Source organism: Levilactobacillus yiduensis (assembly GCF_024718525.1).
GTDB classification, from domain to species: Bacteria; Bacillota; Bacilli; order Lactobacillales; family Lactobacillaceae; genus Levilactobacillus; species Levilactobacillus yiduensis.
Genome location: NZ_JAMXAZ010000024.1, coordinates 1 through 20,059, shown reverse-complemented (window position 1 = coordinate 20,059; position 20,059 = coordinate 1). Strand labels below are relative to the sequence as shown.

Genomic DNA, 20,059 nt, shown 5'->3' with positions numbered 1-20,059 from the left:
AAAGGTTGACCCCTAACGCATCTCTTCTAACTATACTAGCATAAATGACTGGCTACATTATAAACAAATTACATCTTAGCTAAAATTCATTATAAATTTGATTGTATTTGCACGTCACTAACCCCTGTCACTCCCCGTCATAACAGTTGTTTCAGCGTTCGTCGGTCAAATGCCAGGAACGCGGGTCACACGCATAAACTTCTCGCAATATTTGATCGACATCGGCCAATCCGACTGGGTAGCCTGCCTTCTTGAATGCCGCCCACAGGAGTTGGTGGTCGCGGTACGCCGGATAATCACGAAGATCCTGATCGTAGCTGCGGCCATAAACTAGGTTGCGTTGCTCCTGAGCCAAGGCCCAACGCCGCTGCTCAAAATCTCGTAGCTGGCAAGCTTCGTCGAGTTTCTTACGTAACCGAGTGGGACTGTCCTTGAAAATGGCGATTGCCCCGTTGTTCAAGATGACCCGAACGTTGCCCAGGTGGACGCCCGATTTGACGTTAGCCACTTCCTGACCCCCGAGCCAGCTGACGTTGTTCGCCCGCATCGGCCGCTCTGTGGAGACTAACATGGTGGACCCAACCACAAAGGGAACGGGCCCACTCAACCGCAGATAACCTAAATCCGTCTTCTGGTCAAACCCACTGACACCACTGATGGCGCTGAGTTCTGCCAGCAAAGCGTTGGGTGTTGCGGGTGTTCGGTAAAAGCCCTCGTTAGCGGTCCAGACGACGGTATCCACTTGCTGATTGACCGTCCGGAAATTCTTGATAAAAATCACCGAAGACCAATCAACATCTAGCGGATGATCGTACGCCACTCGTGCCACGTCGCTTGGTCGCAACTTCGTCAAATCAATCAAATTATCGGTCGCCGCTTGTTCCTGTTGTGCGGTCGTCAACCCTTCCCAATAAATTGGTACCATAGTCATTCACCAAGGGATTATTTATTGGTGTTACTACCTAGGTTTCTCTCGACCCAGCTATAGATTCGCACAAAATCCGAATAATATCAAGAAAGACGCATTGACAAAACGGCTTTATAAATACTGTCATGTCGCAATTTATCTACCATTAAAGTGTTGTGGGGGATGATTAATCGCTTTTAATAATTCGAACTATAATTATTTTTATATCTTGATTATTCGGATATTCTCACGATTTTTTCACAGGGATGTCATAAAAAGTTGGTATACTCGGCAGAGATAATAAAGGAGGGGTTCGATGATCACGACACGGCACAGTTTGGGCACGGTTTTAACGCAAATCCGGTTGGTTCTCGCCAATGGCGCTACGGTCGCAGAAGTCTTGCGCGACGCGGATGTACCGGCTTGGTACCTGGCGGAACTGGAACGCGATAATATTGCGCGACCCAACGAAGATTTGTTGACGTTAATTTGTCAAGCTTACGAACTAAGCCGCCAAACCGTCTGGGAATTGTGTCAGGTCGCCCATCTGACCCCCGCGCTGCTCAAGATCACCCGCGTCCGTGACCACGAACTGGCAACGCGCCGCCGCCAACGCGCGATGATCTGGCCCAACAGTGCAGCGATAGCCGCGGCCACTCCCGTCGTTCACATGAGCGACCCCGCTGCCACATACAGCTACGCCGATATTTTGCGTTGCGTGCGCCAACGGATCGAGTGGTGCTCTGTCTTGGTCTCCGCCGTTTACTACCGCGTCACCCCGATGGCGTACTGGCAAATGGAAGCGGCCCAAATCGCCCTGACGCCAGAGGTCAAACAACTGCTGTGTTACCGACTAGAAAGCGACGACTTGACACCGTTTATTTACGCTGATGACTTGTACACGGCCATTTGCCAGCACTTGGATCTCTGCAAGAAGAGTCTTCCGGTCCAGCTACGGTTGCCGGGTTGTTAAGTGTTTTTTCGCGCAAAAAATCCCCGCCCGATTGGACGAGGATTTTCGTTTAATTTAAGCTATTAAGCAAAGTAGTTGGCGCTTGTTGTGGAAGTCGTTGGTGTATCAACAGGTGAAGCACCATCGACAACCGTAGCCGTGTAGAATGCTTGGGCATTGGTAGTCTTACTGTAAGTACCTGAAACTGCGTTGTTGAACGTGTACTTAGTGTAAACTTGCTTACCATTTGACGTGTAAGAAGGTGTGTACAATGTCGTTAAGTTGTTAGTAGTCAGATACGTTTGTAAGTCACTGGCCGTGTAAGTCGCATCTTTGGCACCGGTGAAGGCTGCACTAACCGTTGGGAATACAACAGTCGTCGCACTTGCAGTCGTGCTGTAAGCTGTTAACTGATCAGCACCTTTAGTTTGATCCGCATTCAATCCGTAAAATTGAATCTTAGTATCCGCATTGGCATTCTTGTTAACAATCAAATTGATTGTGTCACCAGTCTTAGCATCAGCTAAAACAGATTTGTTAACTGAATCAGCAGCGGTGTACGTGTACCCAGTACCTGCTAAAACAGTCTTACCCCAGTCATCAGTAGCTGTCGTGGCAGCACTTGCGCTAACGTCAGTACCCTTAGCAGTGGATACCTTGCCATTACTATCAGTCAAGTTACTCAAGATAGTGGACTTGATAACTGTGCCATCAGCAGACTTCAAGTTAACCTTAACATCTGTCTTTTCGTTATAGGTATCAACAGCTGGCTTAGTTGCAGTTACAGCTTTAGCATAAATCCAACCATTGATTGTTGGGTTTTGTGCATCTTCAACGTAGTAGTAAAGTGAGCCTTCACGCGTCTTAGTTGCTGCCTTAGTAACCTTTAACGTGTCGTTAGCAAATGGCGTCGTGTTCTTAACTTGCTTAGATGCCTTGTATTGCGTGTTCTTTGGCGCAGTCCACGTTACATTGCTAGTACCTGGCTTAGTGAAGTAAACGGTCGTGTCAGCAGGTAAATTAGCCGTCTTAGTCGTATTAGCAGAGGCAACACCGCCAGCGAAAGTACCAGCCTTCTTACCACCGTAGATGTAACCACGGTACTTACCGTTCATAGAAACGATTTTGTAGTAAACGGAGCCCTTGTTCGTAACCTTTTGGTAGTAGGCACGGAAGTAATCAGCTGACTTCTTGGAGCTTGCTAACTTCTTCATCGTCTTCTTGGAAGCAACGACTTTGGCACCCTTAACAGTCCCTGGCTTGGAGTAAAGAGCGTTCTTCCCAGTTACTTCAACGTTACGGGTTTCGCCAGCAGTCTTTAAAGTTGTGCTGGAAGTAACCTTGGCCTTGGAAGCAGCATTAGCAGTCGTCGATACTGAAGCAACGGCGCCTAAACTTAATACGGCTAAACCAACGTAAAGTGATTTTGTTAAACTTGACTTCATTTTGTGTTGTCTCCTCTGAAATATAAGATTGTTTGTTAACAGTCCTAGTATACCAAAGATTATGCGAGATTACGCTTATTTAGATATTCTTAAAGTCATTCATCCACGTTCATGACGGCTGAAAAGCCCCTAATCACGAGAAATTTCGTGATTGGGGGCTTTTTCAGTTACGCACTTCTAAACGCTGATTAATCCAGATTAACTATCGTTTAGTAGTTATTGGTCGTTGAATTGCCTGCATTTACGCCTGCAGCCGGTCCTTCAACGTTAGCTGCTTTCAGTACAACTCTAATAGTTTCACCGAATTTAACGTTGGCATTGACCGCTTTCGTTGTAGTTGCATCGTAGGTGTAAACCTTATGGTATTGTCCACCCTTTGCAACTTCTTTACCACTACCATCTTTAAACGCTTCAGTAGCAGTCAACGTTTTCGAGTTGAATACAATTTTCTTGTCTGTGTTTCCGAAGAAATCAGTAACCGTCTCACCATCACTAACAACGTTCTTAGACGCATCACCAGTCAACTTCGCTGCATCATTCTTATCAATAGCTGGCCGACCATTAACGAAATCAGAATCCTTGATCTCAGTTCCAGCATCAATACCGTTACCAGAAGCCAGGTAGAACGCAATCTTAGAAGTTGCTGCGGCGTAAACCTTAACGCTCACCGTGCCACCATAGACTGCGGAACCGACCGCAGTGGCCATTTCAGCATCTGTAGAAGATAACGCGTATCCAGCCGGCGTATTCGTTGCATCCTTGATAAAGTCAGACAAGGTCTGGTTCTTCACGTTCTTAGAAGTCCCAGCAACCTTATCATTCTTCTTCGTATCAGTCAGCGTCGTGATAAACGTTGACTTGCCAACAGAGTTGCCGTTAGCGGCCAAGTAGTTCACTGTTACGCTGTTGTTTTCAGTTGCTTCTGCTTCAGCCATGGTCATCGACAGGCCACCCAAGTCCTGGGTCGTGGCACTGGCGTTGTAGCCCTTGCCCGCAAAGATCCAACCCGAAACATCCGAGTTCTTATCAGACGTCACGTAGTAATACAGTGAGCCTTCCTTGGTCTTGGTTTCAGCCTTGGATACAGTGAAGGTATCTTCCTTGGTAGTCCCGTACATATTAACCTTGTGGGCCTTGTAAGTCGTGTGTTGTGGTGCCGTCCAAAGCGTATTCTTCTTGACGTTCTTGATGTGGAACCCAGCCGTCCGTGATGGCATGGTTGCTTCCTTGACCGTCTTGGCTTCCTTGATACCGGCACTCATCGTACCCTTTACTTTACCGCCGTAGATGTAGCCGCGGTATTTACCGTTCATGGACACGATCTTGTAGTAGACCGTCCCCTTGTTGGTCACCGCCATGTGGTAAGCACGGAAGTAGTCCTTAGAGTGGTTAGAGTTCGCCAACTTCTTAACGGTCTTCTTGCTAGCGACCAGCTTGGCACCGCGCACCGTCCCTGGCTTGGTGTAAATGGCGTTAGTCCCCGTGACTTCAACGTTCTTACTGTCCTTACCCAAGGCCGACTTGGAAACGATCTTCGCCTTTGAGGCGGCGTCCGCTGACGTGGTGGTCGTGGCCACCGTTGCCACTGCACCCAAGCTCAGTGCAGCTAATCCCAAGTACAATGATTTTGCTAATTGTGATTGCATGTTTTTCTCCCCTAGAAAATGTAATAGTTGTACGCAATCAGTATACCAGGAACTGACTTAAAAATGGAACAGCTTATTGAAAATAATCCATATAAATAATGATATTCAGTATAACAAAATAAATAAAAACAGCGGTACCGCCAGCAGCCCCAGCCTACCAGCACATCGCTACTTTCAGAAAATTTTTCTTTTTATAATGAGAATGGCCTCATTTTTCGAAGCCTAACCAATCAATTTTGATCGTCTGCCCAGCTATCTCGGGTTATGCTTGGATGTCGCAAGCATAACATGGCTGTCCAGTTGGACCAAGTTTTTTCATTTCACCCACTAAGCAACTTATCCGCTCAGTGATTTCCCCAAACGACTCGATGACCCGCAGTGAGAATAGTCGGCACCATCGGTAAACGTGCGACTTGACCACCAACCGTCTGGCTGATTCCACCCGTAGGTTAGTCGCTTTGCCAATAGTTGCGATGCAACAATTTCCAAACGTCAGCCTCGCCACACGCTCCCTGCCGCCGGTGGCCACGGAATGTGCTACGCTACACGTAACGATGGGTGTCAATAATGGAAAGGACACAATAGGGATTTCGCCCACCGCGCCGCAACGTCAGCGATTCGCGTACCTGATGTTGGCGGTAAGTCACTACCCAAAACTCTCGTAATCACCACCACAGTCTGGCTAGACCCCTCAGTCGGCCACCTGTCCGTGGTGTTTGATTGACGGACGACTTGGCGTGGGCTGAGCCGTCTTTCTGTCCTAGTGAGGCGATCTTTATGAAAATGCGCATCCCCGTTTTCCGGCCCACAACCACCATTTTGATTCACTACCGCTTGGAAGAACAGCTCTACTCCGCGCCACAAGTCTTGTCATACTTGCGGCGCTACGGTCTGGTGACCAGCTTCACATACCTGCCACTGGCCCACACCCCCGCGGCCAGTGATGAACGCCACCGGCTGCTCACCTACTTGCGGACGAACCATGTCGCCGCCAGTCTCCGCGGCTACTATGACGATCTGTATCACGCACAAGAAATCTTCTTTCTCTTCGATACCGCCAAGTTGTCCTACCGGGACGCCCTGTTCTTTGTGCAGGAGATTGCCTGGTTTCGGTATGAGTGGTGGGGTGTGTGACGAATCGAGTTGGCAGACACTAATAAGTCTCACTTCTTGTCCAGTGATATCTGTATGTCTTGCAAAATAGCTGCGAAGTCCACGTCACTCACATGCGGTATCCCCGCAAAATAACCATTCAAATACATCTTCTGAATATTATTGTGTGCCGCAATATTTGCTTTGCCGTTCTTAGACAAGCTCACCACCTGCTTATTTCCATCAACATCGCTTTGAATGACATACACAGCAGAAGGCTCTAACTCTTTCATCACCTGTGTATCATGGGTCGTAAAGATTAGCTGGCCCTGAATGTCTTCTGCAACGCTGTCAACTAACCGATCAATCAGCAGGTCGTGGATGCCTTGATCAATCTCATCAATAATCACGGTTTCACCATGAACGGCATTTAAAAATAGCGGAAATAAATCCAACAGTCGCTTCGTCCCATTTGACTCTAAGCGAAATGGGACTTCAATGACCTCACCACCAATACGCTTTTTCTCAAACAACTCATAGGAAATCCTATCCTGACTATTCCCCTGAGTTCGGTAAAACACCTGATAAATATCGCTATATAGCGGTACAAAGTATTTATTTAGCGCTGCTTCGGTCGTCTCCAAAATATGCTGATTATTATCATTATCTAGAATCTGACCATGCAGCATATTCCGCAATAGCAGTCGAAAATTATTAACGCTCACACCGTCATCACCCCGAAAGGCTACGTGGTTAAACCGTTCCAAAACACGCAAAAAATTAGATGAGACATTGTCCTTGAGATACTGACGATTATTATCTGACTGAATACTGTTGAAGATGGCTAGAAAACTATTCTCCCCCCACAACCGCTGCGTTTCATTCTCAACCAGCTCAAGCATGGCGCCTTTTTTGAACAAACTGGGGCTCCACTGTAGCTTCATTTTCCCTTCAGCATCCCCGGTAATCTTGAAAAGTATGCCACTTGAACGTTTAATCAAGTAGTACAAACTTTCTTCGGCCAAGTAAATACCCTGTTCGCTTCGATTGAAGACTAACCGATAATAACCTGTACTGCCATCAATATTAAAATCATACTGAAGAACGACTGGTGCCGTTGAACCAATCATCTCCGCGTCCGCAAAAATCCTCGGAAGATAGGTGTTCGTAATATTTCCAGAGCGTAAAAGCTGTAACCACACATTTTTAGGAGTACTCTGATCAGCATTCTCATCCGAAGAATCCGCAATCTGTTTCTGCAGCTTTGCCAAATTAGCCTGATTATTCACTGTGTCCAACGACTGACTCAAACTAGTGAATGCTGAGACAATGTTGGACTTACCGGAACCATTTTCGCCATAAATTGCAATCATCTTTTTTGGAAGTTTGTTCTTTTTAAGGTCAATATCAACTTTTCTAAATGACTTATAATTTTCAAAATGCAAGCCTGTAAACATGGTAAAGCCCTCCGATTTCATACAAAATGTATGCTATAGGTATAATATCATATTTATTGGTGATTTGCTTTCTATTTGTTTTAACTAAATCCGGCGTAAATCAATACCATTTTCCCGGCAAATACGCTAAACTAGGCCTACTAACTAAAAATGAGGTGCCCACATGTCCATCAAATTAACACTCGCCAACAATCAAGTCCTGACCATCGATGCTACGACTACCCTGAAAGCCTGGAAAGGGACGCACGACAAGGATGAAGCTACCGGCAAACGCGAATACTTCGCCGAATCCATCTTTGACGACGTGCTTGCCAAAGACACCCCCGCTGACTTGTTGGTCGCGCTCCAAGGCCTATTGCGCCATTCCGATTGGTTCGCAGTGGGTCCCGACTTCGACCAAGTTTTCCAGTCACGGACTGTAGTATCACTGAAAGCTGAGTAACTTAAAATGCAGGTGATCGTCGTCGTTGGCGGTCACCTGCAATTTTTTAAATTTTTTCGGCTTGATGGTGTTTTAAAATGTCACTGTCTGTAATGACGGCGTTTTGCCCGTCACGAGCTCGAGCAACTTGCCAAGGTGAATCTGGATTGTGGGTCGGGTTAGGACCATCCCAGTCGAATTCCGCATGGTATTTCTGAACACCACTATCGACTTCTTCAAGAATATTAGAAGCTGCGGTTCCGGCCATAATTTTCTTCTCTAATTCATGTGATTCCTTTAGCTTCGATTGATAATGTTTATATATCCGATAGACATCGCCGTCAACTGGACCTTTGTCATAAGCCAAGAAGTGAGCTTGGAACAGGGGCTTTTGATAATCAATTAAGAAGTCAGCATAAATATAATACAATGTTTTTTGCAACGGAAACGCCAGTAAGTTATATTTTCTTTCCATGTATGAAGCAACATCTTCAGATTTCACTTGTCCTAGTTGTTTAACTACTGAAAAGAATTCATCTAAATCCGTATATTCAATCACATCCCTGAAATACCCGTCCAATGTCTGAACCGAGGCGAATTCTTTACGTTCTGTCTTCAATACATGAATCCCATAAGCTGATGGAAAGACTGGACTAACATCTCTAATTAGTTTTTGCTGTTTTAAAATTTTTTCGGGATCCAAACTAGCAAAGTGATAGGCAATCTCTCTCCCATCAAACTTAGCTAACACGATTAAATGGATAAACATACTGACTACCTTCTTCCTCTATTCAGATTTCTCCTTTTCGTGACGCTCGTGTTCTTTATAATTATTCTCACTATCTTCCAAATCCCAAATCTGAAATTCCCACGGAAAATGCCTATTTGTATCCTGGAAGTAGCAATGAAGGGCGCGATATTTTTTATCATCCCTGTGATAAAATCGAGAAATAATACCTTGCTGTTGTAATGTCCCTAATAACTCATTGATTTCCGTTTCTTGAGAATTTACATTGCTCAAGATAATTCGCGTACCCATAAAATCATTCAATATTTTAGAAACATACCGGTCTTTTTTCAAGTTATGTTCCATTTTCCTATACAAAGAGTCCATTTGCTTTATTCGATAACGAAAATTATAATCCATTCCGACAGCTAACAACTTGCCGCCAATGTTTTCATCATTTCCCAAACTATCGACATACTGTTTAACCAACATTAGCATAAACTCTTGACTATCAAAAGCATCATCAATTTTTAATTTTTTCAAATTATAATTGAACCTACTATCCACGTGTCGATAAAAATTCGTCGTAAAATCAAGATAAACTCCGTGTAATTCTTCTATGATCTCACTAAGTGTACTAATATTATCCACTATTTTCACCATCATACCATCATTCTAGAAAATAACCAGCTCTCAGACTCAGATGAACACTAGTTCCCCTATATTCTATCACAATGACTTCTAATCACCTAGAACAATCGTATTCACCCGAAATTAATCACTACCATGTTCAATTTTATTCCAAAACAAAACCATGCAATTAGACATCTAAGTCTATTATTGCATGGTCTGCACACACTCTATTCAGCCTTACGAGTTGCTAAATCAGCCATAAAAGGAATAATCATCCTCTCAGCCCCCAATAACTTCATCCCCCACCACCATTAACAATGCTTACAAAACAAATACAAAAACCATACGCTATCTAAATATCCCCCTGCTACTCTAATTGATGCAACAGTTACTATATCACCATCAGGAGGAGTCATACTATGCAACGATCCACACTTATTAGGTCACTGAGCATCGCAAGCGTCATCCTTTCCTTACTGAGCGTCGGGGGGCCCAGCGCAGCAGCTGCCACAACGACACCAACATCCGCTCCCACCGTTCGAGCGGATGATTCACACAAATACGACGACCAAATCGCCAAATACGGTGATGTCAAAGATAAACTAATCAAACTGGTTGGTACCCGCAACACGCGTGACTTGGGTGGCTATCAGACCGCCGATGGCAAGTGGGAAATCCGACCAAATCGGCTAATCAGATCAGACAATCTAAACGGGTTAACCAATACAGACAAGACTACCCTGGCGAATGATCACCACGTCACGTCCATCGTTGACTTCCGGACGGATAGCCAGGTTGATTACCTACCCGATCAACCCATTATGGAAGCCACAAACATCGGTCTATCAATCCTTGGAGAAAAGGCTCTCACGGACAGTAGTGCCCTAAGTCCCGACTTTAGTGACGATGGTGGTTTCTACGTCCACCAACTTGAGTTTTCAAAGAGTGCCATTGATGGTTACCACCAATTTCTCAACCTTTTACTAAAAAATCCCCACGCAACGCTTTACCATTGTTCATCGGGTAAAGACCGAACGGGTATCGCCACTGTCCTCATCATGACGATCCTGGGAATGAGCGACCAGACGATCATGAACGACTACATGCAGTCATACCAGACGGGTCGAACCGTCAAGGAATCTTGGTTAAATGAATACTTCCGCGAAATCAAGTCGCGCTACAAAGATATGAACCATTACATTACGAACGTGCTTGGTTTCTCCCGTATTCAGCAGCGCCAGCTCCGGGAAATGTACCTGGTCTCCACTGCCGACCAGCACACCCCTTACACCCAGGCAGACGACCATACTTTCCAAGACACACCCACCCCTGCCAAAGCACAAACCAAGCCACAACCAGCACCTCACCCAACGGTATCATCACCCGCAGTTTCTGCGCCACAAGCACCGCAAGCTACGCCACGTTCAGTTCCTGACACCCCCGTTCCAGCTACCATCACCACGGGGAGTGCCGACGTGGCAGTCAAGCCAGCCAAGGTTAAAGGCAAAATCATTTCCAGCAAAAAGCTGCACACGAAATACATTTACCGGTTAAAGGCCAACAAGAAATGGTTCAAGGATGCCCATTTACAAAAGAAGCTCGGCCACACCGCCAAGCACAAACATACGACTTGGAAGCTGACCAAGGTAGAACGCATCAAGATCAAGGGAAAGACCTACACTTACTATCAGGTTCAGGACCACGCTGGGCACAAAGCTTGGATCCTGAAAAGTTATGTTGTGAAGCAAAAATAAGCTAGAATAAAACAAGTCCCGGGTATCTATGCGATATCCAGGACTTGTTTTGTGGGTTAAAAGTCTAAGCTTTGGTACTTGAACCTAGGATAGTGCTTCATTCCCATCTTCCTAGCAACCTTCTTACTTCTGTAGTAGTGCGCATCAACCCATGGACCGGCACCCTCAGCCACCGTCAGCACTTTATGCTTGCCAAATTTATGTAGGTTATAAAACGTTCCATCACCGGCAGATTGTTGCCATCCGTATGTCCAAATCCAGCGATAGCCATGGATCTTTCCAGTCTGTGTTGCGGTCCAATACTTCATTGTTTTTTCAGCTTTATTAGCATTTTTTCCATAGTATACTTTGTGCTTCTTATACTTGCGCAAATTCTTATTGCTCAACCGCAGTTTATAGAGCTTCTTCTTTCCATAACCAAAGTTTGTATAAGCGTACCACTTACCCATCATCCCCTTAGGCAACCGGCTGTACGAATACCCATTGGGCTTAGCAAACGCAGTCGTACTCAGCGTTCCCACCGTTAGCAGGCATACCGCGACTAGTAAAATCAATCGAACTAGTTTCTTCATGACAACAAATCTCCCCTTAACATAATAGTCATCAGCCAAGCATCTCTCATCAGGTAATTGCGGTGATTAAATATCAGTTGACTATATTATTTTACCACTGTTACAAAGAAACTCACATCCAATATTCCGTTTTCCCTTAACCAAACCGAAAACAAACTTAACCCAACCTAAACGCCACCACCAAAAGCTTTCCACCAGCCACCAAATCATTCACTAACCAAAGCACCCCGAGTACCGACACCCCCACACCAACGCATTTCTCCATCCACTTATAGCCGCGCCGCTTCACCAGCCGCCGCTTACCACACACGCAAATCTCCAGGTCGCGACCCCCGCACAAAACCCAGCCTGCCAGTAAAATCCGTCCAATCCTTTGCTATACTAACGCCAGTTAAGTCAGAACTTAACTTGTACACCAAAGGAGAGAATTCTATGCAAACCAATTTGAAAAAATCACTCTACTTAGGTCTCGCGACCCTCAGCTTGGCTGGGGTTGCGGCGGCCACGACCACGACGGCTTCCGCCAAGTCCTACGCCACGGCGGGGAGCTATACCAAATTAACCACGGCGGCCACCTCACGGAACGTGGCGTCAACCGGGACCAACGCCCTGTACACCAAGCCAGGGACGGTCAAGGGTGCCAAGGTCGTCGCTTCCAAGAAGACCATGGCTAGCCTGGCCTCATCCAAGAAGTCCGCGAGCTACTTCCGCGCTTACGGCCAGAAGACGACCAACCGCGGCTCCGTTTACTACCGAGTCGTTTCCATGGATGGGAAGTACCGCGGCTACATTTACGGCGGGAATACCGCTGGCACGTTTGCGGGTGGCATTGAATCCGCGAACACGACCACGACGGCGACGACGCCAACGACGAAGACTTATTACCTGAAGAACCCCGGGAAGACCAACACGCTGTGGGATGCACCGAAATACACCCAGTACAAGGCGGCTAAGGTCATCAACAGTACGTCCGCACTGGCTTCTGACTCCTTTACCGTCGACTCCGCGGTCACCAAGACCAAGGAAGGTTCCCTGTACTACCACGTCACCGATAACAACAATACCAAGATTTCTGGCTGGATCTACGCTGGTGCCCTCCAGACGGGTGAAAACAGCACCATCACCAGCGCCAAGAGTATCACGGTCAATTACGTGGATAGTAGCACCGGCAAGAGCGTCAAGAGTGGCGTGCTGATCACGGCTAGCGATGCTAAATCAGGCGAAGCACTGTCCAGTACCGACGTCTCCAGCGTCAACAGTGACATCGCCTCCTCGACCTATTTGCCAGCCGGCTATAGCTTGGCCAACGCATCCAATTCCTACGTCACGACCAGCACCACTTGGGGAACTAGCGTGACCGTGCCGGTTACTGCCAACGCGGATGCCGGCATCACCATCGCCTCCTCATACGCGCTGAACGCAACGACCGGGAAGAACGATACCTTGTCGACGGACGGCGCCCTGGCTTCTGACGGGAGTACAACGGTCGCCAAGGCCCAAGCCAACTTTACGGCCGACTACCAAGGCGTAAGCGGCACGGTCGCCACCCAAAGCGGCTTGAGCGATGCCTTGGCCGCAGCTAAATTGAACACGATCTACGTCCCAGCCTATGAATCAGACGGCACGACGCAATCCACCAACTCCGCCGGTGACGCTCTCTACACCAAGTACACCTTGAGCACGTCATCCCTGCCAACCAGCCTCACGTTCGGCAGCACCAGCTTGTCGTTGACCTACAACGCAGCCGGCAGCTACGCCTTAACGTCAGGGAGTAGCACCATGACTGCCCAATGATCAGCAATACCGTTTCAAATTTCCTAACTACCACAAGGGACTGTAGCCCTTTCTTCCAAATGTAAATGAAAGACAGGTAACCCATCAACGGCTACCTGTCTTTCGTTTACATTCAATTGTGTCAAATAGCCTACGATTTAGGCTAAGCGCTTAATGCTTGCTAAATATTCATCAAACAACTTTGGATCTTCATGGATTTGGTACAACGCATATTTTTTAGTCATACCCTTGCCGAATGGCCGAACTTCTTCGTCCCAAAGGACACTCTTACTTTTCTTGATCCCTTGTTCTAACAGTAAGTGCTGGCGTGAAGTTAGCACAACCTGCCGGACAAACTGACCTGCGCTAAAGTTATACTTATTTACGACTAGCGTCCGAGGAATCAAAATAATTGGTCGCCCTTTTCCATCTGCTGGTAAATCGACAGTGGTTACCTCCCACTCTGTTGACTTAAGATCAAAGTAATGAATCGTTTCTTGCGCGATTAATGGGATCCCATGCTTACGGCAGATGTGGTGTGTAAAGCCAACGAGCTGTAGACTAATAACGTTCGTTAGTAAGTCTGACAATCGATCTCGGTCAAAATTCTTGGTAACCAGTGGAATCACTGGTGGCCGATGCTTGGCAATGTCCATATTAATTCCCGACTTAATCAGGCTTTCAAAGACCCCATCTAAGATTTCTTCTGATGGGCCCCGACCAGAAGATGGCTTCTTGCCATACCCAATCCGCGTCTCGTTCATCTCGCAAGGAATCCCCAGCAAAGCGTGCGCCGCCTGCTTATTACCGGTCGAGTAGCAATCCACCACGGCACCAATATACCCCTGGACCAATAAATCAGCATCCTGTGAACCAAACCCTTCTTGCTTACACTTACCAAGCAAGTCCGTGTTCAAAAACTTTCGCTCATCATGATCCAGCCGTGGATCATAGTAACTGTCATCGCTGACATCAAAAAAATCATTAAATCTTTCGACCACAAAAAGGCCTCCATAAATTTTATTTAAAGAGAGCCCCTGGGATTGTCAAAACTCAACATTCCATCTTGCGTACTGCAAAAAGGAATGTTATGATAATCGCGATACATAATTCCATCCAGAATATATAGTATCTTCGTTTTGACGACTCCTGTGATAGCTGCAACTATCACGGGGGTTTTCTTTATGCTTTTTATTCTAGCACTGTTGTTTCAGACAATCAATGTTAAACGCATTTTTTGCTACTTCTAGTGCGTTTTTCATATATCATATGTTATATGTATACGAATCGTATATAACCGCTTAGAAGTCAAAAATATCGTTTAGAAGCCAATATACGAGCTAACGTCTTGCAATATATCAATAACATGCTAGTAATACATTAGGTTAAAAATTACAATACACATATAAAATTAAACGATTTCGTCAATGAATCCAATGTAGACTTGTTCCTAATCTAAAGTCAGTTTCATAACAATAATTAACCTTTGTTATACAAAAATATACTACTTTTTCTGCCACTAATTTTAAATATCAGAAATTAGCGGCCTTTTTCATGGACAATCTGGACTCTTTGCAGTTTTCGGTCGTATCCATTACCCCCTTAAGTATCTCAATTGACTGGTAGCTACTTTTATTGCATCTGATTATTCTTAGTCCCAATGAATATCGGTCTCTGCCTCAGCGTTAACCTGAATCTGAGTCTCAACATTGATATCGCTAACCAGCCAGCCTCGCAACCGACAGTTTTGTTTAAACGTTTCAATTTCGTTGTCTCCAAAGATATTCTTCAGTGTCACCACAATACCAAATGGAATCCTCTCACGCGGAACGTTGCTCATTCTTTGCTTTGTCTTCAGACTAATACCCCATAGTGGTTGTTCGTACTTTTTCCGTGACCTAGCATTTGGCTTAAGTTCTTCACCAATGTGTTTAACATTATCCCACTTGCGAAAATTCTCACGGACACCTTTTTCATCTAGGTCATAGTGCCCCTTCTCGCCTTGCTTATTGTCGTTAATTGCCTTTAAGCTATTCGAATTCAGTCTACCAAAATGAAGATCAAGTTCCGTATTCGTGTAATCCACGCCTTGATTACGAGAGCAACCCGGGAAATAGCACAACGTTGCTTTGGCCAGATAAGGAAATTTATCGTCAGTGATTGGCACAGGAATATTGTAATTGTAGGTGTCATAAGATGTTGACACACCCGTTAAAACAAATCGAATCTCATCATCTTGTGACTGTAAGACTTGTTTGATATCAGTGGGTACCACCCCAAAGCCCAAGAAACGCGGGTCTTGACTGTCCTTCTTCCATCCTATGGCAGAATCAATAATGTAAGCCTTGGCAATTTCTCGGCTAAACCCCATCACGTTGATCAAGAAGGCCATTTTTCGTGTAATCCAAGGTGCCGCAAAAGATGTGCCCATAACGGATGCCTCGCCAAGAGCTGTGCAAGCTCTTAGCGGATGCTTATTATCCCCGCCGAAACAGCTAACATCTGGTTTAGAAAAGAAGGACAGGACTGGCCCACGACGTGCGTAATTAACGACCTTGCCTGTGGCGTCAACGGCATTGACCACTAAGGAGTTGATAGAATCTGCAGGCGCTCCAATAGTCTCAGGAGCTGGCCTCTGTCTACCCTTATTCGTCCCAGCAATTACGAAGATGACATCATACTGATTTTCTAACTCATCTAAAACTGCGGCCTCGGGTGAAATGAAGTTTCGGTTGACCTCTTGCGGTGATCCTAAGGAAAGGTTCCAAACCTTGATATCCGTATTGGTCGACACGATTTCTTTGATTGCCTTTAAAATAGTAAATGAACTAGTTACCCCACCTCTGGTCACCCCAAAGTGCCGCACTTTAAACCGACCACAGCCATCCTCCAGATCAGGGTTAAAGCTGGGGCCGTCAACAATAATTGATGTCACTTCAGTTCCATGAGGACTGTTCACACCTGGGATGTCCGTTGCTACTAAATCATGGTCCTCAACCCAATCACTAAAGTAGACGTCCTTGTCAAATACCGTATCAATAACGCCAACGGTTGGTTCGATGCCGGGCTGCGGAATTATTAGTGGCTCTGATGAAATTGGTTGCTCTTCGTCAGTCAACTTGTAATCCGCCAAATCACTGACAGACATCGAAATTAGATATGGCGCCTTACTCTTCAATAAGTTAAACTGCGCTTCAGTCGCATAAAACGTTGTCTTGCCTAAGAAGCTTCGATTGGCAACGTCTAACCCTAAGCGCTGTAATAGCTCTTGCGTATTTTCGCCAATGTCATAGACACTAACAATACCTGCCTGATTGATTTCTTCAGCCGATTGGTCCAAGTCAAAGCGCTCGACATAAAAGGCATCTACAATTACCTTAGCGAAATTTGATTTAGCAAGTTCCGACGTATCTAGCTGCCTCTGGCCAGCATTGACAGCCTCCAGTGTTTCCTTATTGATTTCTCCAGAAAAATCACGCATTAAGATTCGCGCACACACATCCAATCGGCGAACCGATTCTTTCAAAGCTGCCAGACTAACATTATAAGTAATTATGTGTTTGGGATTCGCATCACTATCAGTGAATTTGGCCCCGATAATATAGTCACTGGGATTCCCTGAAGCATCAAGAAGTAATGCACCGATTCGATTGCTTTTTGCGACTACTTCACGGTAATATGCTGACACGATTACGCCTGACTTCAGAACTTGATTGTCTCTCCAGAATTCGATTAACGCCTTGATATTCTCTTTTAGTTCAAGCAGGTGCTGCGTTATCACTAGCCCTCCTTTAGGTAGTTGTGCAGGACCGGGCTTGCCAGAACTGCTCTTCTGAAAAAAATCTCCCTTTAACCGAATGCTATCATTCAACTGAACTATCCCCTCTCAGTTCGCGTGAGACTGTACTCCGTGACACACCACTCAGCAATTCAATCTCCCGAATAGTAAATCCTTGTTCTTCCAGCTTGGATAAGTCCTTTGGATTCATTTTGGTCACAGTCCGATACAATCGTGGAATATAATCAAACTTTTTCTCCGGATCACTGAACGCTACTGATGTTTCAATCAAATTTTTCAAGTCACCTGGGTAAGGCAATTTTGGCATTAGCGCCATTATCTTCCTGACCAATCGAACATTCCTGCCCGTATTTGGAAAACGTGCCAACGTCTTTTCCAATATTAATTCTGATATATCCAGCAGATCCTGCTGCGTATAACGATTAAAATCAATAATTGAATTAAACCGCCGCAAAAGCGCTTTATCAAATGACTGAATAAGATTGGTAGTCCCAATTAGCGCAACTTGGGGATTCAAACTATCAAGCCCCTTTAAAAAAGCCGTTGTTGCCCGTCCCATTTCACGAACATCATGACTGTTAGTCCGGTCCATTGCCAGTGAATCTAGTTCATCAAACAAAACAATGACCCGACTTGGCTGGGCTACCTGGTTTATTTCCTTGAATAACTGGCTAACATTTTTAGCTGTCTCACCCAGATGACTATCAATCAGCTCGTCGATTGAAACCTGGAATAAGTCCCGCTTCAGGATACGCGCTACCTGTTTAACTGATTCCGTCTTCCCGGTTCCTGGTGCGCCTTCAAATAAGAAACGATTGATTCCCATGTTGTGCCGAATAGCATTTACAACTCCTAGAAGATCATCTTTGATGCTATCTGGTAAGGGTAAAGTTGCGTCATTTTCTAGCTGCACACGCTGAACAAATTGGAATGAATCGGATTCTGCCTGGGGTACAAACGTATTTGTATTGGATAGAGTTGCCATGATATACTCTGCCAATTGCGAATCACCCGCTTTATCAAACTCATCTGCAATTCCATAGGCCGTATCACGAAATCCTGCAGCATTATCCTCCGCGTAATATCTAATTAAGTTTAAAACCTCTTGCTTCTTCATCCCTAAATACCTCCACATAACTCAACCTTTAGGATTAAATAGAGTATAACACGTTATGGGACAATTTGTCTAAATTTTGGGACGCACTTTTGCTAAATAAGGATTTTTATTCAAGTAATGGGAAACGGATTTAGCTATTAGCTTACTTTTCTCTCTATTCCACAACCTCAGCTTCTATTCGCACGTCACCAACTGGGGTAATATATAACAACCTACATTGCCCGGAATGGCCTGTAGCCAAGTTGCCAGTATGTTAAAAGTCTGTGATAGGCTAAGAGACTACTCCCTCAGTCTTCACAGACTTTTAGGTTTACTAATTTCCAACAACGCCCCCACCAAACCATCATAAGCCCGCAACGGCACATCCAACATCGACGCCGCCGAAACAAGTGACAACTCACCACGTGACTCACAATCAATCACTGCCTTAGCGAACCGCCGATCAATCCGTGAGGGGTCCACCTCATAGCGGCGACAACTCGGACCAGCCGCTTCACTTGCCAATCCCCGTCGTTGTTCAGCTCGTGCCCAGTCAACTAGGGCTTGATCACAAGCACCCAGCAACCGTAGCCGCATTGCCGCCGTAACCGGACCAACCGGGTACTTTTGCACCAAGAACTTCAAGTTATCTGCTACGGTACGGTCACTAGTCAACGCCAACCGGATTTCTAGCTCCGGCAGCAACACATTCAGCGTGACCTGATTGATCCACCGCTCACTCGCCACGTCATCTGCCAGTGAGACATTCAGGATTTCACTACGGCCAAGCAAAATATGTACGAACTCATGGATCAGTGAAAATACCTTGGCAGGCCCATTATCAGCGTCATTGATGAAAATCAACGGACTAACCGCATCACTGAGCGCAATCGCTCGGAACTCATCGATTGCCAGTGGCCGCTGGCTATCAGTGCCAACAACGCCATTTTGCATCACCAGAATCCCTAGCTGACTAATGCTCGTTCGCAGGACGGCCAACAGACTATCGGCGCGCCTATCAAACGTGCCTGATAAGTCCAACAAATCTGAAACCCGTTTGGCGGCGGTAACCGGACCCATTTCTTCGCTAATCACGCGCCAAAATCGAAATGGTGGTTGAACACCCTGTGCCAGTATATAATCCTTCATCCACGCCTGCCGTGTTTCCAGCGCGTAGATGGTCTCAATCAGTCGACGGCTGGGCTGCGCTGTGGGGTCATTGACCGTCCTTAGTGCCAAGAACGCAGACGTTTCTTCCGGGATCTGGTCCTCAAAAAAGTAATCGAAGGGCACCCGTGTCTCCCGGCTGAAGCGTTGCAGTTGTTCAAAGGTCGGCAGGTCACTTTCAGTCCGCGGATCTAACCAAGCATCTAGCCGATACGCTCTTCGCAACTCATCTTCTGACCGCTCACCGTGCGTGATTGCCCATTGAATCACTTGGCCACTGACTGGAACTCTTAAAGTGGTCACTACTTCCCACCGCCTCTCATACAACCGGTACTGGCCACAAGCGAAGTCAGGTTTGCTTATCTCCAGTCTACTTTTCAATTCATCTCGGTTATGCTGGTCCCAGCATAACATGCCAATTCCCAATCTCCTAGAACTATCGCTTTAACCCCGAACTCAAGTACGCCCTAAACCACTTTGACCGCTAGTTCGTTCATCGCCAATATGCTTGCGGCTCAGCATAGCTATCCCATGCAAAAAGGGGTTCTATGATATTTGGTGTTGATAGAGAAATCTGTCGACATCATTTTTTGTATAATAAAAGGGGCACATTGCCCC

General features: G+C 45.9%; 16 protein-coding genes. 5 read left to right on the top strand and 11 right to left on the bottom strand.

Annotated features, from left to right (window positions below; translation table 11 throughout):
- Window positions 1-151: 151 nt before the first annotated feature.
- On the bottom strand, window positions 152-925 hold the full coding sequence (locus tag NGM66_RS11560; RefSeq protein WP_258115702.1) for a hypothetical protein: 774 nt from the start codon (window positions 923-925) through the stop codon (window positions 152-154).
- 298 nt (window positions 926-1,223) lie between these two features.
- Between NGM66_RS11560 and NGM66_RS11555 the strand changes: the two genes are divergently transcribed.
- Window positions 1,224-1,880: a hypothetical protein gene (locus NGM66_RS11555; protein ID WP_258115700.1), complete on the top strand. Its 657-nt coding sequence runs from the start codon at window positions 1,224-1,226 to the stop codon at window positions 1,878-1,880.
- A 62-nt stretch (window positions 1,881-1,942) separates the two neighbouring features.
- Here NGM66_RS11555 and NGM66_RS11550 read toward each other — a convergent pair whose 3' ends face one another.
- Window positions 1,943-3,304 (bottom strand): hypothetical protein, encoded by a 1,362-nt coding sequence (locus tag NGM66_RS11550; RefSeq protein ID WP_258115699.1) that lies wholly within the window; start codon window positions 3,302-3,304, stop codon window positions 1,943-1,945.
- A gap of 209 nt (window positions 3,305-3,513) precedes the next feature.
- Window positions 3,514-4,950, bottom strand: coding sequence for an S-layer protein (locus tag NGM66_RS11545; protein ID WP_258115698.1), 1,437 nt, complete (start codon window positions 4,948-4,950; stop codon window positions 3,514-3,516).
- A gap of 777 nt (window positions 4,951-5,727) precedes the next feature.
- Here NGM66_RS11545 and NGM66_RS11540 point away from each other — a divergent pair.
- On the top strand, window positions 5,728-6,084 hold the full coding sequence (locus tag NGM66_RS11540; RefSeq protein WP_258115697.1) for a hypothetical protein: 357 nt from the start codon (window positions 5,728-5,730) through the stop codon (window positions 6,082-6,084).
- A gap of 29 nt (window positions 6,085-6,113) precedes the next feature.
- On the opposite strand, the gene NGM66_RS11535 is transcribed toward NGM66_RS11540, so the two are convergent.
- A complete protein-coding gene (locus NGM66_RS11535; protein ID WP_258115696.1) occupies window positions 6,114-7,499 on the bottom strand; it encodes an AAA family ATPase in 1,386 nt (461 codons plus the stop codon).
- 163 nt (window positions 7,500-7,662) lie between these two features.
- Between NGM66_RS11535 and NGM66_RS11530 the strand changes: the two genes are divergently transcribed.
- Complete coding sequence (locus NGM66_RS11530) at window positions 7,663-7,941, top strand: hypothetical protein (protein ID WP_258115695.1); 279 nt, start codon at window positions 7,663-7,665, stop codon at window positions 7,939-7,941.
- Window positions 7,942-7,987: 46 nt separating this feature from the next.
- Here NGM66_RS11530 and NGM66_RS11525 read toward each other — a convergent pair whose 3' ends face one another.
- Both NGM66_RS11525 and NGM66_RS11520 read right to left on the bottom strand, forming a co-directional pair.
- Window positions 7,988-8,689, bottom strand: coding sequence for a Panacea domain-containing protein (locus NGM66_RS11525; RefSeq protein WP_258115694.1), 702 nt, complete (start codon window positions 8,687-8,689; stop codon window positions 7,988-7,990).
- 18 nt (window positions 8,690-8,707) lie between these two features.
- On the bottom strand, window positions 8,708-9,298 hold the full coding sequence (locus NGM66_RS11520) for a RelA/SpoT-related domain-containing protein (protein ID WP_258115693.1): 591 nt from the start codon (window positions 9,296-9,298) through the stop codon (window positions 8,708-8,710).
- Window positions 9,299-9,699: 401 nt separating this feature from the next.
- On the opposite strand from NGM66_RS11520, the gene NGM66_RS11515 reads away from it, so the two are divergent.
- A complete protein-coding gene (locus NGM66_RS11515; protein ID WP_258115692.1) occupies window positions 9,700-11,034 on the top strand; it encodes a tyrosine-protein phosphatase in 1,335 nt (444 codons plus the stop codon).
- 56 nt (window positions 11,035-11,090) lie between these two features.
- On the opposite strand, the gene NGM66_RS11510 is transcribed toward NGM66_RS11515, so the two are convergent.
- A complete protein-coding gene (locus NGM66_RS11510) occupies window positions 11,091-11,606 on the bottom strand; it encodes a hypothetical protein (protein ID WP_258115691.1) in 516 nt (171 codons plus the stop codon).
- A 432-nt stretch (window positions 11,607-12,038) separates the two neighbouring features.
- Here NGM66_RS11510 and NGM66_RS11505 point away from each other — a divergent pair, with 432 nt between their 5' ends.
- Window positions 12,039-13,400 (top strand): S-layer protein, encoded by a 1,362-nt coding sequence (locus NGM66_RS11505; protein WP_308707583.1) that lies wholly within the window; start codon window positions 12,039-12,041, stop codon window positions 13,398-13,400.
- A 137-nt stretch (window positions 13,401-13,537) separates the two neighbouring features.
- Here NGM66_RS11505 and NGM66_RS11500 read toward each other — a convergent pair whose 3' ends face one another.
- The 4 genes from NGM66_RS11500 to NGM66_RS11485 form a co-directional block, all read right to left on the bottom strand.
- A complete protein-coding gene (locus NGM66_RS11500; protein WP_258115690.1) occupies window positions 13,538-14,380 on the bottom strand; it encodes a DUF8370 family protein in 843 nt (280 codons plus the stop codon).
- 650 nt (window positions 14,381-15,030) lie between these two features.
- Window positions 15,031-17,250, bottom strand: coding sequence for a S8 family peptidase (locus tag NGM66_RS11495; protein ID WP_258115689.1), 2,220 nt, complete (start codon window positions 17,248-17,250; stop codon window positions 15,031-15,033).
- On the bottom strand, window positions 17,243-18,295 hold the full coding sequence (locus NGM66_RS11490; RefSeq protein ID WP_258115688.1) for an AAA family ATPase: 1,053 nt from the start codon (window positions 18,293-18,295) through the stop codon (window positions 17,243-17,245). Before NGM66_RS11490 ends, NGM66_RS11495 begins: the two co-directional genes overlap by 8 nt.
- Before the next feature lie 294 nt (window positions 18,296-18,589).
- Window positions 18,590-19,744, bottom strand: coding sequence for an ImmA/IrrE family metallo-endopeptidase (locus NGM66_RS11485; RefSeq protein ID WP_258115687.1), 1,155 nt, complete (start codon window positions 19,742-19,744; stop codon window positions 18,590-18,592).
- Between the last annotated feature and the right edge of the window lie 315 nt (window positions 19,745-20,059).